Annotated in this window: 7 protein-coding genes; 5 read left to right on the forward strand and 2 right to left on the reverse strand. The window is 68.5% G+C overall.

From position 1 onward, the window contains the following. The 3 genes from D7Y15_RS37650 to D7Y15_RS37660 form a co-directional block, all read left to right on the forward strand. On the forward strand, positions 1 to 1043 hold a 1043-nt coding region (locus D7Y15_RS37650; protein ID WP_121755581.1), incomplete at its 5' end, for a hypothetical protein. After that, positions 1033 to 3222: a hypothetical protein gene (locus D7Y15_RS37655; protein WP_172814523.1), complete on the forward strand. Its 2190-nt coding sequence runs from the start codon at positions 1033 to 1035 to the stop codon at positions 3220 to 3222. The genes D7Y15_RS37650 and D7Y15_RS37655, both read left to right, overlap by 11 nt. Next, positions 3219 to 4553, forward strand: coding sequence for a hypothetical protein (locus D7Y15_RS37660; protein WP_121755582.1), 1335 nt, complete (start codon positions 3219 to 3221; stop codon positions 4551 to 4553). Before D7Y15_RS37655 ends, D7Y15_RS37660 begins: the two co-directional genes overlap by 4 nt. Before the next feature lie 182 nt (positions 4554 to 4735). On the opposite strand, the gene D7Y15_RS37665 is transcribed toward D7Y15_RS37660, so the two are convergent. Together D7Y15_RS37665 and drmD are read right to left on the reverse strand one after the other, a co-directional pair. Further along, entirely contained in the window at positions 4736 to 8668 is a 3933-nt protein-coding gene (locus D7Y15_RS37665; RefSeq protein ID WP_233605241.1) for a DNA methyltransferase, read from the reverse strand. A gap of 33 nt (positions 8669 to 8701) precedes the next feature. Beyond that, positions 8702 to 11890, reverse strand: a complete 3189-nt coding sequence (gene drmD, locus D7Y15_RS37670; protein ID WP_233605242.1) for a DISARM system SNF2-like helicase DrmD — start codon at positions 11888 to 11890, stop codon at positions 8702 to 8704. A gap of 803 nt (positions 11891 to 12693) precedes the next feature. On the opposite strand from drmD, the gene D7Y15_RS37680 reads away from it, so the two are divergent. Together D7Y15_RS37680 and D7Y15_RS37685 are read left to right on the forward strand one after the other, a co-directional pair. After that, positions 12694 to 13974, forward strand: coding sequence for a S8 family peptidase (locus D7Y15_RS37680; protein WP_233605243.1), 1281 nt, complete (start codon positions 12694 to 12696; stop codon positions 13972 to 13974). 359 nt (positions 13975 to 14333) lie between these two features. After that, complete coding sequence (locus D7Y15_RS37685) at positions 14334 to 14714, forward strand: hypothetical protein (protein ID WP_121755584.1); 381 nt, start codon at positions 14334 to 14336, stop codon at positions 14712 to 14714. Positions 14715 to 14986: the final 272 nt, after the last annotated feature.

The raw sequence follows: 14986 nt of genomic DNA on the forward strand, positions 1-14986 counted from the left end.
GGAAGGAGGACTGGGACACGCTCTCCGACTGGGGGCAGGTGGTGCGCACGCTCAGGGTGGGAGGAGACGCGCCGAACTCGTTGTGGATGGGCGCCCTGGAGTCCTACACGCTGCTGTCCGGGCACGTGGTGCGGCGCTACAACAACCGGGGCAACCCCGACTACCACCCGGCCGGGGCGGTGGTGACGGGGAAATTCGGGCCGGTGTACACGGAGGCCTTCGCCTCGGACGTGCTGGGCGCGCGTCTGGTGGGTGCGGAAGTCGTTCTGGACGTGCCGTACCTCCTCTTCGGCCGGCCCCGCCTCCCCATGCAGTACCTGCTGTCGGTGTCCGCGGTGCATGACTGGGGGAGAGCAGGAGGCGCCTCGACGCCCCTGACGCTGGCGCACGTGGACGGCACGGCCATGCTTCTGCGGCGCAGGAACGCCGAAGGGGGCTTCGAGTTGACGCTGCTGGGCGGCTGGGGCGGACGCCCGGGCGAAGGCGGGGCGTGGGGCGCGGTCGCGGGCCTGGGCGTGGATGCGCTGGCGGCGACGGTAGACCTGCGGGCCCGCCTGGAGGGGCGCGTGCAGCGCGGAGGCTTCCGGCAGGGGGCCTTTGGTCCGGACTACGAGTTGGCGCGCTTCCAGGTGGCGGGCCCGGCCGCCATGCCGCTTGCGGAGGCTTCGTTCCCTGACGGGTCCTCGGCGTATGGCGAGGTGATTCTCAGTTGGGACGCGGAGCGGCTTGGCACTCTAGCGCGGCGCCACCTGCGCCTGACGATGGGGGCGGAGGCCTTCTCGTGGGGCCGGGTGGACGTGGAAGGGCGCCTGGAAGTGCAGGTCTTCCACCGGAACCTCACCGTGGCGGTGGGCGGACTGGCGCTGGGCATGGGCCAGCCGGCGGCGCGCTACCTCGTCTCGGGCGAGGCCCGGTGGCGCCTCCTGGGAGGCGGCCTCTACGCGGTGGGGCAGGGCGGCACGCTGTTGTTTCCCACGCCGGAGGGGGCGCCGCGGCCGGGTGCCTTCGCGGCCGTGGGACTGGGGGTGGACCATGCGCGCTGAGCGGCGGCTGTGCGGCGGGCCTGGCCTGGCGCTGGTGGTGGCGCTGCTGAGCGCGGGCTGTGCCTCGTTGCCCGCGAAGCCGGGCCACGGGGCCACCCTGGCCCTCAGACCCTTCTCCGCGTCCACCCAGGCGGTGAGGAGCGCGGCAGCGGGGGCGTCTCCGGGCGAGGCGCTGGCTTCCACGGCGGCGGGGGCGGAGGAGCCCTTGGGCCTACGACGCGAGCCCCTGGTGGATGCGAGCGAGGGCGCGGGAGCGCCTGGCACGAAGTCGGTCGCCAGCGGCGGGGACGTTGTCCGTGGAGGAAGGCCCGTGCCCTCGGGCTGGCCCCACCTGGAGTCCAGCCGGGAGGTGCTGGAGCCCTTTCTTGCGTGTGCCTCACCCGCGGAGTTCGTGGCCATGCAGCGCGGGGTGGACATGGCCGCGTTGGTGGAGTCGCTGGAGGACTGGGACGCGGTCCGCCTGGGCGCCCTGGGGCCCCTGGACAAGCAAGCCTCGGAAGTCCTCAGTCGCAAGCGCGCGGCCTTCCTCGTCATGTCCGTCGAGAAGTACGGCGTGCCCTCTTCCGAGGTGCTCGCCCTCTTCGTCCTCCACTCGGCCTTCGACGACGAGCTGCGCGAGGTGGTGCGGCTGCTCGCCCGCGAAAAGCAGCTGGGCGAGACGCTGGGGAGCATGCCCGTCGTCCTCGAGGAGCTGAAGCGGCGCGGCCTGGCGCTGGAGGGCTTCCCGGAGCGGGGAGAGCAGGCGCGCGACGTGCTGCGCGGGCTGGGGCGCGCGGGCCGGGACATGCTCTCCAGCAGTCCTGCGAGCGATGGCGCTCGGGGACAGAGCCTCTGGGCGAAGCGCGCCGACCTCCCACCTCCGTACCAGGCTGCCCTCGATGAAGTGCGGGAGGCGCTGACGGAGCGGCACTACGCGCCGGGCAGTGTCTCGGCGGGGGCCTTCGACCACCTCACCTTCGGTGTGCCGGTGGGCTTCTACCACCTGGCGGTGGGGACGGGGCACGGGGCGTACTCGCTGGCGCAGGGCAAGTACGAGCAGGCCACGCGCGAGCTGGCGCCGGCCGCGCTGATGGTGGCGCTGTATGCCGGAGGCAAGGGTGCGCGAGCCCTGGTGGGGGCGCGAGGCGGGCTGAGGCGGCTCCAGATGCCGGCGCTCGACGTGGACGGCATGAAGGCGCTGATGGCGCGCCTGGAGGAGCAACTGGGCGTCAACGCCGCGCGCGACTTGCTGCGCTACCTCCAGGCGAGCCGTGAGGGGGCCCTGCTGGCAGCCGAGTGGGGTGAAGCGGGGCTGCTGGCGCTGTACGAGGCCCGCGGAAACCCCGCGAAGGCGCAGGCGGTGCTGGCGGAGGCCGCGAGCCGCGAGTCCGCCCAGCCCCTGGCCACAAGGGGCGCGGCGGGGAAGCGGTCCGTCAACCTGGACCTCTTCGAGCAGAACGCCGAGGTGGGCGCCGCGGAGGCCGCGAAGGCGAAGCTGGTCCAGGCGGAGCTGGAGTCCTTGGGCCCACGTCTCCCCAAGGACGTGAAGCTGCTGAAGCAGCTGGCCCCGAAGCTGGAGGAGCCGCCGCCAGGAGTCGATAGAGGCGCAGCGCTCTGGCAGGAGTACGTCGCCTACCGCAAGAGGCGGCTGACGGAGATTCAGGACGGTGACGCCGCCGTCAAGGGTCCCCTGAAGTGGGAGGGCTACCAGGGGATGCGCGCCTACTATGCCCGGGGCATGGCTTTCGAGAGGACCATGTTCGCCATCCTGGAGGCGGACGCCGCGTTGCCCCGCGCACAGCGGCGCTGGCTCGGCGACTTCGAGCAGCCGCGCATCGAGACGCACGTGGGTGTGTCAAAAGCGGACTTCCGGTACGCCGACGTCCTCGTCATCGAGGAGCGCCCTCCGCCGGGCCAGCCACCTCGGGTGGAGACGTTCAGTTTCAAGAGCCGGAACCTCAGCTTCCTGAAGATGGAGGAGCTGGAAGTGCAGGTGAATACGGATGCGAGCAATGCGATGAAGTATTACGGTGGGTCGCTGAAAATTCTTCGGGACGGTATGCGACAGCAGGCGGATGTGAAGCGAGTGCGCCTTGTCTATGAGGGTGAGACGCTATTGCCTCGAGATCGCGATGGGTTGGCTGCTGCGGTAACCGCGGCACAGGAGCGAATTGAGGGCGTGGAGGTACTGGTTCAATGAGTGCGCTGACACTGCATGATCTGAACAAGATGGATAGTCTGCGCTTCTTCTTCAAGGGGATCTTCGAGCCGAGAAACGGTCTGGAGCGCGAAGTCTCGCCTCTGCTTGATGCCCTTGAGGAAGGTTCCGCCGGTTGGATGCCGACGTTCGTCAATGCAAGCCGGAAACGTAAGTACTCCCGCGACGCGGTGTGGCGCGCTCTAGAGGAGCGGCGCAACGAGTATGGGGCGATCATCGGACTGTATCGGTCGGAGAACCCTGCTGTGTCGCTGGTGCTTAATCTCGGGCCCGCCCGTGGAAGATTCACCCTGGATGTCAGCCTGGAAGTGCAACCACTCTCCTTCTTCGCGGATGTGGAAGCCTGCAGCGGCTTTGTTGCAATGGCTCGGGCTTGGGCATCCCGATATCCGGCGGAACATGCTGCAGCACATAGCTTGGCCGACCGGCAACTCGCGGGGTCCCCTTCCTTCGGTCGTGACGACGCGACATGGAAGCGGGATGGGTTCGACAAAGTCTATGAGCTGTTCTGGCTGAACATCTTCGGTCCGAAGCTGGTGGAGTCCGTAGGCCGAGAGAGGATGCTCTCGACGCCTGCTCACCTCGTGGAGGAACTCTCCAACGGCTCCGTCCTCATGGTGCTACGGCCTACGGCCTCCGACTTCGATAGTGAGGAGGCGCGTATCTCTCAGGCCCGTGCCCATGTCCACCTGCGGCCGGACCTCGACTTCGACACGGTGCTCCGCACGCTGAAGGAGCGCAGCGCTGCACTCGTACCCGTCGAACCGCACTTCCACCCCGACCTGGCGCCGCTCCTGTCTCGGCTGCCGGACGAGTTCGCCATCAGCGAGCGGCAACGGAAGATTGCTGAACTCAACGCTTTCCGGCCGCCGGTGCCAGAGGAGTGGCTACCCGTCGCCCATCCCTCGGACGTGGCGAATCCGGAGCGCGTCCTCGAATCCTACGGAGACTTGTCCGAAGGTCTCGTGGCAGGGCTGCACACGAAGGTGCCGACCATCATGGACGAGACACCTGAGTCTCTCACGGACCTGGACTTCTACTTCTGGCGGGAGAGCTTCCCGGAGCGGTACGAGCGTCACCTCATCGATGGGCACACCGCACCGGCACTCGGGGCCTACCTGGGGGACGTGCTGGTGCGGCGGTTGGGAGGAACGTGGGTGCTGCGGCAGAAGATGGAAGAGTCCCAGGTGCGGGTGGGCAAGCGCGTCTGGCTGCCTTTCCTCCGGGCCCGCCGGTACATGCAGTCCCGCCAGTCGCTGCTGGACTACTCGCTCACGCAGTTCTTCCTTGAGGCGGAGCGGTACCGGCCCTGACTGCGGCGGCCCGGCAGGGCGTGGGGGACCGAGGCAGAAGCTGGAGGAGCCTGGGCGCGCGTCGGCGGGCGCGCCTGGCAGCTCCTGCCTCACTGGACACGCACTGGCCGATGGCCCGGACCATGGAAAACCGGTCGGCCTGATGACCAGAAATCCGCGCTTTCTCGTGACCGCCAGCACAGTCAGGCGGTCTTCTTCGCGCGCGGCTTCCTGGCTTTGGCGGTGGCGGCACCGAGGAGGGCTTCTTCGCGGGCGCGCTGGGCGTTCAGGTCGAAGAGGCGGTCGAGGACGTCGTCTTCGAAGGCTTCAAGCTGGGCCGCGGTGGCGCCGCAGTACGGGGGCACCTGCACGTCGGTCCACCCATAGGCGTCGAGCACCGCGCGGTCCACCGCTTCGTGCAGCGTGCGCAGGGACTGCACCGCAGGATCCGTCACGGTGTCGTCCTTCAGTCGGTTGTATGTCGTTGTCAGGCCCACGCCGTTCGCCGTCATGTACGCGCGGCGTTCGGTGTCGAGTTGTGCTCCCAGGGTGTCAAGCGCGGTGAAGGCCGGTTCTGGGGGGAAGGGGAAGGTTTCGAAGCAGTCGCTAGGGGCGTAGCGAAGCCGGTCCTCAAGCGAGGATGACAACAATCGCGCCCAGGCTTCATGCACACGTGACTGCAGAACCAAGAGCCAACGGCTCTGCTCAACGGGAAAGACGATGACTTGTTCGCTGAGAACCACGTCGGCTCGCTGCCAAGAGAGGAGCAAGTGCTTGGTGACGCGTGCGGTGGTGAGGCAGCGGTCGAGGGGGCGGAGGGCTCGGTAAAGTTCAGGACGAGGCCAAATGAACTGCCACCAGAACTGTTTTGCGCCTTTGTTTTTTACCTTGTCCCGCTCAGGCTTTACCAAGTCCCGAACGATGCTCACGAGGTCTGGCCAATTCTCAGCCTCCGCCAACCCCATCTGTTCGAAATTGATGACATATCTTTCGAGTCGCGGGTCAGGGTCCGAATTGATTTCCTCGCCGCCGACGTAGCGAAAGATGCGCTCAGCGTTCTTCGGTGTCTTGGCGACCAAATCCATGCGCTGCTGAGGATTGAGCACGAAGCCCATGCCGAGCACGACGCTGCCCTGAAAGCTCTTGCCTGTGTTTGCGGCGAGTACCACAGGGTCGGTTCGCTCTGGCTTACCGCGCAGTCGCGAGTTCATTTGTCCGACTCTGTGGCTATCGAGTCGAGGCTCCAGCGGGAAGTCGGAGACGTGCCCCTTCGCTAAATGTACCACAGACACTGTGACGTTGGCCCCGGGCACTGGCCACTTCAGTGAGCGCACGGCGTCGTAGATTTGAGCGCCATGGTCCACCAGGAACTTGAGCCCAGTGGTCCGAGTGTCGCCCTGTGCAATCGTGTTGGTCGCGATGAATCCGATGGTGCCGTGCGCACCGAGCAGGTGGAACGCACGGCGGAAGAAGTGCGCGGCGAGGTCGGCATTGCCATGCGCACTTTCATGACGCTTGAGCAACCAGTCCAAGTAAGCGTCTCCGAATGTCCCGGAAACCTGGATTCCACCCATAAATGGCGGATTTCCGATGAAGCCATCCATCCAGGCAGCCTTGTTGGCTTGTTCATCATCCAGCGGGTCCGGTCGCTTCCCGTGGAACACCTCCGGGAACTCCAGCGGCCAGTGGAACGTCCAGCCAGGCGATGACAGCCCCCGCACTGCCTCCGGCATGGGCGGTGGCAGCCCACCCTCCGCCGTCGCGAGCCACGCGCCGAGCGCATCGAGCCGCCGGACACGCTCCTTTTCGCGCTCCTTGTCCGAATCACAGGCGAAGAACGCCCCCACGCACGCATCGGCGATGCGCTTCACCGGGGCCAGCGCCTCGTCGGCGTCGCGAAGCAGGTTCTCCTTCTGTCTGGCCGGATCCAGCCCGAGCTGCATCGGCCGCTTCACCGCGGGCTGCTCCAAATCGAGCGCGAGCTGGAGAATTGCCTGCCGCTTCTCGAGCGCCACCGAGAGCGCCTTCGTGAAGACCGCCTGTGCCAGGTCGTACTGCTTCTGCTTCCCCGTATCCCAGTGGAACGCACGGATCTGCTCAAGGTCGAGCCCGACGAGCGAGTCGCCGCACTTGAGCGCGTGGTCCAGGAAGGTGAACGGCTCCCCCTTCGCCAGCGTCACCAGCCACAGCGACAGCTTCGCGAGGTTCACCGCCCAGGGGTTCTTGTCCACCCCATACAGACAGCGCTGCGCCACCAACCGGCGCGCGCGCATCACCACGTCCTCGTCCTTGGGGGCGCCGTTCAGCACGCCCTCGCGCGTCCACGCGGCGACGACCTGATCCGCGAGGAAGCGGCAGGCCTCGACAAGGAACGCGCCGGAGCCCATGGCCGGGTCGCAGATCTTCAGGTTGAGCAGCCGCTCGGACGCCGGCTCCTCACCCATCGCCTTCAACAACGGCTCCAGCGCGCGGCGCACGATGGGCGCCGAGAGGCTGCGCGGGGTGTAGTGGCTGCTGGTGCGGCGGCGCTCGGCCCCGGGCTGCAACACCAACTGCAACGGCCGGCGCGTGTCGATGCCTTTCACCCGGTACGGCTCCAGCGCCGTCAGGACGTCCGCCTCGGTCTTCGCCTGCTCCAGGGCCTTCGCGGCGGCCTTCACCGCCTTCGCCTCCATTCCGCCCTCGTCCTCCAGCCACGCACCGCGACGGCTCGCCGGCTGCTCCAGCACCTCGTCGGCGGAGACCCAGACCCTGGACGGCTTGAGGCACACGCCCGCGCCCGTCAGCCGCTTCACGTGGAAGCCCATCAGCGCCTCGTACACGGAGCCGATCTGCTCCACGTCGAGCGACTGGTAGCTGAGCCGCTGGCCTTCCAGGACGATGAGCCTTTCCAACACCCGGTAGACGGTCTCGTCATCCACGGACGGCGGCTTCACCTCCGCCCGGGCCCGCGCCTCCACCGGCGCGCCCCCGACGCTCCAGCCCTCCAGGAAGGGGAACGCCTCCGGGTTGAAGAGCTGCCCGCGTCGCGACGGCATGTGCAGCTTCCCGTGCGAGGCGCCGAAGAAGATGCAGCGGAACAGCGCCAGCAGCCGCGGCCACGCGCCGAAACGCCGGTTCATCGCATCGGGATGCTGGCCAGCATCTTCAAGCAGCTGCTCGTACAGCGCCTTCACCGACAGGTCCTCGGCGTAGGGCTCCTGGTCCACCGGGAGCAGCCCCCGGTCCTCCGCGTACAGGACGAACACGAGCCGCAGAAGCGTCGAGAGGAGCCCGCCGTACACGTGGTCCTCCCCGCGCGCGAGGGCGTCGTCCAGCGACTTCGTGCCGTCGCGCTCGGCGGCGGACTCGAAGCCCGCGAGGAGCAGGTTCAGCGCTTCGAGCACCTGCTCCGCCAGCGCCTCGGTGACGTTGGCCTGACGGCGGCGGGACTGTTCAAGCAGCGCGGGGAGCTGGTGTTCGGGCAACACGCCGAAGAGCCGCCGCGCGTGCAGCAGCATCACCATGGCGTCGAAGAGCGGCCGGCCGCTGGCGGTGACGAGGTCCGCGAAGCGGAAGGTGAGGTGGCCCGTGGATTCGCCATGGGGCGCGTACACGAGGCGCACGGAGACGCCGTTGAAGAGCAGGCCCACCGGTACCCGGGCCGCGCGGAGCAGTCGCTCGAACTTCGCGGTGGGGCCATAGAACCAGGCGCCGGTGACGGCCTCCTTCGCATCCAGGTCGAGGCCCGGCGGCAGCTCCCACGTCAGCAGGACGAAGCCCTCGCCGCCCCGGCTGGTGGGCGTGGAGTCGTCAGGGAGGCCTTCCGGCTTCGGTGGCGGCGGGCCGCGCCGCAGGAGCCCCCGCGTGGGCACGAGGGTCTGTTGCCCCTCCACGATGTCCAGCCGCAAGTCCTCTGGGAACGCCGTGACGAAGGCGCCGTCAGGGTAGCCCAGCACTTCGCGGAGGAAGCGCGGCACGTCGCTCACGCGGGGCGCCTCCGTGCCGGCCAGCGCGATGAGCTTGTGCTGCTCCGTCACGGGCAGCCGCTGCATGCACTGCGCGTCCTCCAGCACCGGCACCGACACCACCAGCCCCTCGATGGGCTGCGCCATGCCCAGCCACGTCTCGTGGTAGCGGCGTTCGACGTCACTCATGGACTGCCCTCACGCTTGCTTCCCGCCCGGTCTTCATCGCGAACTCGGCCACAGGTACACCATTCCCACCGGCGTCAGCCGGGCCAGCCGCACGTCATAGGTGGCCTTCAGCGACTCCGGCTGCTCGTCGAGTTCCTTCGCCAGGGCCGCGAGGCGCTGCTCCAGATGGCCCTTGTCGCGCCGCTGTTGCTCAAGCTCGTCCTTGACGGTGAGCTTGAGTTCCAACTGTGCCCCCAGCGCCTCCTGGATGGTCTCCCGCTGCGTCAGGAGGATCTGCGTCAGCGCCTTCGCCTCGCTCGCACCGCGCTGTGCCAGCAGCTTGCGCGCGGCCTTCTCCAACCGCGACGACTCCTCTTCGACGGAAGGCCAGAGCGCCGCGAAGTCAGAAGACGCACTGGCCAGGAGCCGGGCCTGGACCGCGCTGGAGGTCGCCGACAGCTCGGGTGCCTCGGCCAGCGTGACCTCGAGCTGTTCGATGACCCGCCGGTCCGCCTCTTCGCCGAAGGGCTTCAGGTGCCCCCTGCCGCCGCCGTCGAGCCACTTCGCGGACACGGAGACCACCTCGTCATGGAGCCGCGCCGCTCCCGCGCCGAAGAGCGAGAGCCGCCCGAAGACGATGACGCGCGCCACGGCGTCGCGCTTGCTGTTCACCACCGTCACGCGGCTCAGGTCGTTCGCGGAGAAGCCCTGCGCCAGGTAGCGCTGGAGCACGCGCTGCACGATGGGATGGGACAGGTGCAGGTGCGCGAGCTTGCTGGCCACGCCCTGGGGCGCCTCGAAGACCACGGGCGAGAGCGGGCGCTTGCGCCACACCCAGGGCGCTTCGTCCTTCTCCCGGCGGGGACGGATGCTGTCGAGCGTCCGGCTCCAGGACGCGGGGAGGGCAGGCACCTTCCAGGCCTCCAGCGGCTTGCCTTCCTCGGTGACGGCCTCGCGTACGAGCCGGGTCGAACCCGCCAGTTCGAAGCCCACGTCCAGCGCGTCACGCAAGAGGGCGGAATCGAAGTCCATCACCTTGCGGCTGCGGTCGCGGATCTCCCCGATGGCATCGAGTTCCTTCCGCAGGGACTTCAGCTCCCGCTGCGACTCCAGCTCCCGCTTCGCCACCTCCGTGCCGGTGGAGGTCGCGGCCCGCTCGAGGCTTTCGAGCGTGCCCGGGGTGATGCCCGAGGAGAGGGCTTCGTGCAGCTGGTCCATCAGGACGCTGCCCAGGCTGCCCAGCTCGCGGGCGATGGTGTCCACCTTGCGCGCCACGGTGTCGAGCACCGCGTCCTCGGTGCGTTGAGCGTAGATGAAGTAGCCGCAGCGCACGACGGGCTCTGGTTGCAGCGTGCGGTCGATGCGGCCATTGCGTTGTTCGAGGCGCGAGGGGTTCCACGGGAGGTCGAAGTGGAAGAGGTCGGCGCAGTGCCCCTGAAGGTTGATGCCTTCGCGGGCCGCGTCGGTCGCGAGCAGGACGCGCACGGGGAACTCGTCCAGCGGACCGTTGAAGGCCTCCTGGACCTCCGCGCGCTTCGCGTCGTCCAGCCCGCCGGTCATGGTGCGGATGCGCTCCTCCCCGCGGTGCGTCCCCTCGAAGGCGGCGGTGAGCTGCTCCTTGAGGTAGCGGAGCGTGTCGCCGTACTCCGTGAAGACGATGACGCGGCGGGGCTTCCAGGCGGCGCCCCGGGTGAGCGGGCATAGGTGTTCGCGAATCCACTGGAGCAGCGCGAGCAGCTTCGCGTCCCGCCCGGTGCGGTGCTTCGCGCTCACGTGCAGCATGTCGTCGAGGAGCTGGCGCGCCTGGATGTCCACCGGCAGGCCCTCGCTGGCCTCGCGGATGTCCTCCTCGAAGGCCAGCTCCAGGGATTCGTCCGTCTCGCCGTACTCCTCGGGGAGCGTGTCGCCAGGGGCCTCGCGGCTTCCCGGAGCCAGGGCCCCCGCCCCGAAGGCCGCGGCGTGGACGGACAGCGTGCGGTGGAAGGCCTCCACGCTGGAGAGGAGACGCTTCTGCAGGTTGATGAAGACGAGCCGGCCCTTCTTCGAGCCAGGGGCCATGAGCTGCGTGTAGCGGGCGAGCTTCGTGGCGAGGTCCAGCTCGGCGGTGGAACCCTCGCCGAGGTCGACGCGGCGCTCGACGGTCTTTCCATCGGGGCCGAGCCACTCGGCGCTCCAGCGCCCCGCGGAATGGGTCAGGCGCACGCCCAGCACCTGCCGCTCGGGGTACTGCTGCGCGGTGCCCAGTGCGCGCAGGTCGCTCTTCAGCCGGCGTACCATCACCGGCGCCAGTTGCGACTCCCGCACGCGGGTTCCCCGGGTGAAGCGCTGGGGGTCGAGCATCTCCAGCAGCGCGGAGAAGCTGTTGGAGTGTCCGTTGTGGGGCGTGGCGGACAGGAAGAGGCGGTGCTCGAAGTGGTCCGCCAGCGAGCGGATGCTGCGGGTCGTCTCGGTGTCGACGGCGTACCGGCTGGCGGAAGCCGGGGCGACGACATGCGCCTCGTCGAGCACCAGCATTGCCTTGTGGCGGCCCTTCTCCTCCAGCAGCGTCTTGAGCGGCTCGAAGTACTCGCTGCGACGCAGCGTCTGGTACGACACGATGAAGCGCGAGTGAGTGCCCCAGACGGGAACCTGGAAGCCGCGCTCCTGGCGGCGCCGTGAGACGAACTCGCTGTTGAAGATCTCGAAATGGAGGCCGAAGCGCTTCTCCATCTCATCACGCCACTGAAGCGTCACGGACGCGGGGCAGACGATGAGCACCCGGTCCACACGCTGGCGGAGCATCAGTTCCTGCATCACGAGGCCGGCTTCGATGGTCTTCCCGAGGCCCACGTCGTCCGCGATGAACAGGTTGACGCGAGGAAGCTCAAGCGCCTTCTTGAGGGGGGAGAGCTGGTGGTCGAGCAGGTGGATTCCGGCACGGAAGGGGGCCTGGAAGAGCCGGGCGTCGGTGGCCGTCACGGAGCTCCACTTGAGCGCATGGAGGTAGGCGGCGAAGCGGCGCGGCTCGTCGAGCCCGGTGGGCGTTCCCAGTCCGCCCTGCGCGGGGCGAATGACGCGCGCGCCGAGTTCGCGCTCCCAGAGCACGGAGAGCGAGCGACCCTGGGCATCATCGTCGAGGCAGGTGAGGCGGACCAGGGTGTGGTCCTCGCGGACACCCTCGGGGGCGATCACTTCATCGACGAGGTACTGGCGGTGACGGACCTGCGCGATATCCCCGGCGCACGGCATGGTGTCGGAAGGCACGGCGCGGAATCTAACCCGTGGCGGCGTGGATTGGGACGCGGTTGCGTTCGCGCAGGACGCGCCCCCTCGCCTCACAGGGGCGGTGACTCCAACGCACAAGAAGGAGAGGGGCAGTGTTGAAGGGCACGGGCGAGCGCAGAGAGGCAGAGGAGGGTTGCTGACGAGTGCCGGAGGGCCGAGTGCCACGTCGGTGTGTCCACCCCGCAGCCCTGTAGGGTACACGCCTGCTCAAGCCGCCTTCCCATGGGGAGGCGGCAGGCGACGGGCCACTGCTGCTGCAGACTCAGCACCCCGCGTTCTGGGGTGGCCCCCGTGCTGCGGCCAGTCTCCCAGGCAGCGTGGGCAGTCCCAGGTGCTCCAGGATGGCACGCACCCCACTGGGAGCCGGCAGATACGCCAGCACCCGGCGCCTGCCTCCACACCTGTCGCACGCGAACACGTCGAGCACGAAGCCCCTGCGCAGCAGCCCGGCCCCATCCAGCCGCGGCGTGCGCTCCTGGGTCGGCTTCTGCCTGGCCGTTGCCTCAGGCGACTCACTTGCCTCTTGCGGCTTCGGCTCTGCCCCCGCTTGAGGGAGCAGAAATGGCCGGAGTTTCGCGCCCGGAGCGAAGACGCCATGGAATCTTGTGAGGTTCGACCGAGGTGGGGGTACCAGAGACGCCACGCGGCGTAGAAGGAGTCGTACTGCGGGCCGGCGGTTCGGGTGGGGGCGGACGTTTCGCGGCCCCGGAGGGCAGGAACCACTTTTTCGGGTCAGAAGGCGTTACTTCACTAGCTGGAAGTGCCACCCCTGGGGGGGACCCATGTCGATGAAGCTCCTGTCGCGGACGGTCGCGTCCGCCTGTGTGCTGTTCCTGCTGCCGGCGTGCCAGAGCGGGGGCAATCCCATCCCGTCGCCCGGTGACACACCCTGCCGTGGCACCGCGTCCGTACAGACACCCGTGCGCGAGAAGTTCCTCCGGGTCGCGAAGCCGGTCCCCGGTGAGTACGTCGTCGTGCTCAAGGAGCCCCGGGAAGGGGACGCCGCGCCCGCGCCGGTGGTGGTCGCGGGGAGCCTCACCGAGCGCTTCGGCGGCAAGGCCTTCCATGTGTACGCGCACGCGCTGCGGGGCTTCGCCGCGCGCATGAACGAGAAGCAGGCCCGTGCCATGTCCGCCGCGCCCGAGGTGGAGTACGTGCAGCAGAATGCCGTGGTGACGCTGGATGAGAGCCAGTCCGGCGCGACGTGGGGGATTGACCGCATCGACCAGCGCGACCTGCCGCTCAATCAGGTCTACCTGTACCAGACGCAGGGCCGGGGCGTGCACGTGTACGTCCTCGACACGGGCCTGCGCCCCACGCACCAGGAGTTCGCCGGGCGGGCGGACATCGCCTTCGATGCCGTCGGCGACGGTCGCAACGGCGTGGACTGCAACGGCCATGGCACCCACGTGTCCGCCACGGTGGGCGGAAATGTGTATGGCATTGCCAAGAGCGCGTCGCTGCACGCCGTGCGCGTGCTGGACTGCGAGGGCTCCGGGACGACAGCGGGCGTGGTGGCGGGCGTGGACTGGGTGACCGAGCACCACCAGTCCCCGGCGGTGGCCAACATGAGCCTGGGCGGCGGGGAGGACGCGGTGCTCGACGATGCCGTGCGACGCTCCATCGCGTTGGGCGTGACGTATGTGCTGGCGGCGGGCAACGAGAACCAGGATGCGTGCAAGCGCTCTCCCGCGCGCACCGCCGAGGCCATCACCGTGGGGGCCACCAACAGCGTGGACCGGCGGGCGTCCTTCTCCAACCATGGCGACTGCGTGGACGTCTTCGCGCCCGGCGAGGGCATCCTTTCGGCCTGGACCAGCGATGACACGGCGACCCGAACGCTGAGCGGCACGTCCATGGCCACCCCGCATGTCACCGGCATCGTCGCGCTCTTCCTGGAGGCCCATCCCGGCTCCGCGCCGCAGGAGGTCAGCACCGCCATGACGGGCAACGCCACGCCGGACAAGGTGACCAACCCCGGGCGCTGCTCACCGAACCGGATGGCCTACTCGGGCTTCATCGAACCCCTGCGGGCCCCCACCGTCCAGAACGGCGGGGAGTAGGCGCGGGTCACTTCATGCCCTCGAACTCCCAATGGAAGTGAACTCGAAGTTTGTCGACACACTCCTCCCAGGTGGCCCCTTCGCAGGAGGATGCCGTCCTTGGGCTCCAGCGTGTCGAGCCCCGCCGGAGTCGCCAGCATCACGCTGAACGTATCCGACTTCTTGGCCTGGTCCTGAACTCCCTTGCCTCGGGGCCTGGCCCGATGGTGCCGCGCTGGCGGTAGCTCGTCGTCGAACATCTCGAAGCCTGTCACGACACCGTTGGCGCTGAACACCTGGAACTTCGAGAATGGAAGACAGGGGGGCGGGAGGGCGTGTTGTGGTTCGATGCCGCTCAATCCCTCAAGGAGAGACACGCCATGAAGAGCTTCCTGGGTGTGCTGACGGTGCTTGTCGTCCCGGTGCTGGCGGCCTGTGGTGGATGGGAACCTGTCGAGGCGCCGGAGCTGGAGCAGCAGTCGAGCGCCCTCGTCACGTGCTCACAAACCTGTCCGAATGGCTCGACGGTGTCCTGTGAGGGGAACACCTGTTCGGTGCAGGCGGACTCCGTCGAGTGCGATGGCTTCTACAACATCTGCATCCCTTCCACTCCCATCTGTGGGCTGAACAATCGCTGCGGCAAGCTCGCGGGGACCCCGTGTTCGCCCGTTGGCGGGTCGCGGAGTTGCTGCCTGCCGGGCCACCCCAATCCCAATTGCTTCTGTACGCCCCTGGGCGTCTGGGCCTGCAGCGCGCTGTGACGCGCCAACGCGGACGACCCCTGTCAGCGGTCGTCCGCGTCCCCCTGCTCAGGTCTCGGCGCGCATCGAGTTCGATGCCAACCGCAAGCTCTCCCTGGTCATCAAGGAAGATCTCGTCCAGGACCCCGTGGGGGCGCTGGCGGACGTGGGCAGGCAGCAACTGCGCTCGCTCGAGACCCCCGCCACCGTGAAGGTGCAGGCGGAAGGGACCGCTGCCGCGGGGAGCGGTCAGGCCCTCCGTTGATTCCATGATGGGTCCACGGGGCGGGGAG

This window comes from Corallococcus sp. AB030 (assembly GCF_003668965.1).
Classification (GTDB): domain Bacteria; phylum Myxococcota; class Myxococcia; order Myxococcales; family Myxococcaceae; genus Corallococcus; species Corallococcus exiguus.

Excerpts from the sequence above, each read along its gene's own strand:
- D7Y15_RS37655 (WP_172814523.1), top strand. The coding sequence starts at position 1,033 with ATGCGCGCTGAGCGGCGGCTGTGCGGCGGGCCTGGCCTGGCGCTGGTG.
- D7Y15_RS37660 (WP_121755582.1), top strand. The coding sequence starts at position 3,219 with ATGAGTGCGCTGACACTGCATGATCTGAACAAGATGGATAGTCTGCGC.
- D7Y15_RS37665 (WP_233605241.1), bottom strand. The coding sequence starts at position 8,668 with ATGAGTGACGTCGAACGCCGCTACCACGAGACGTGGCTGGGCATGGCG.
- D7Y15_RS37680 (WP_233605243.1), top strand. The coding sequence starts at position 12,694 with ATGTCGATGAAGCTCCTGTCGCGGACGGTCGCGTCCGCCTGTGTGCTG.
- D7Y15_RS37685 (WP_121755584.1), top strand. The coding sequence starts at position 14,334 with ATGAAGAGCTTCCTGGGTGTGCTGACGGTGCTTGTCGTCCCGGTGCTG.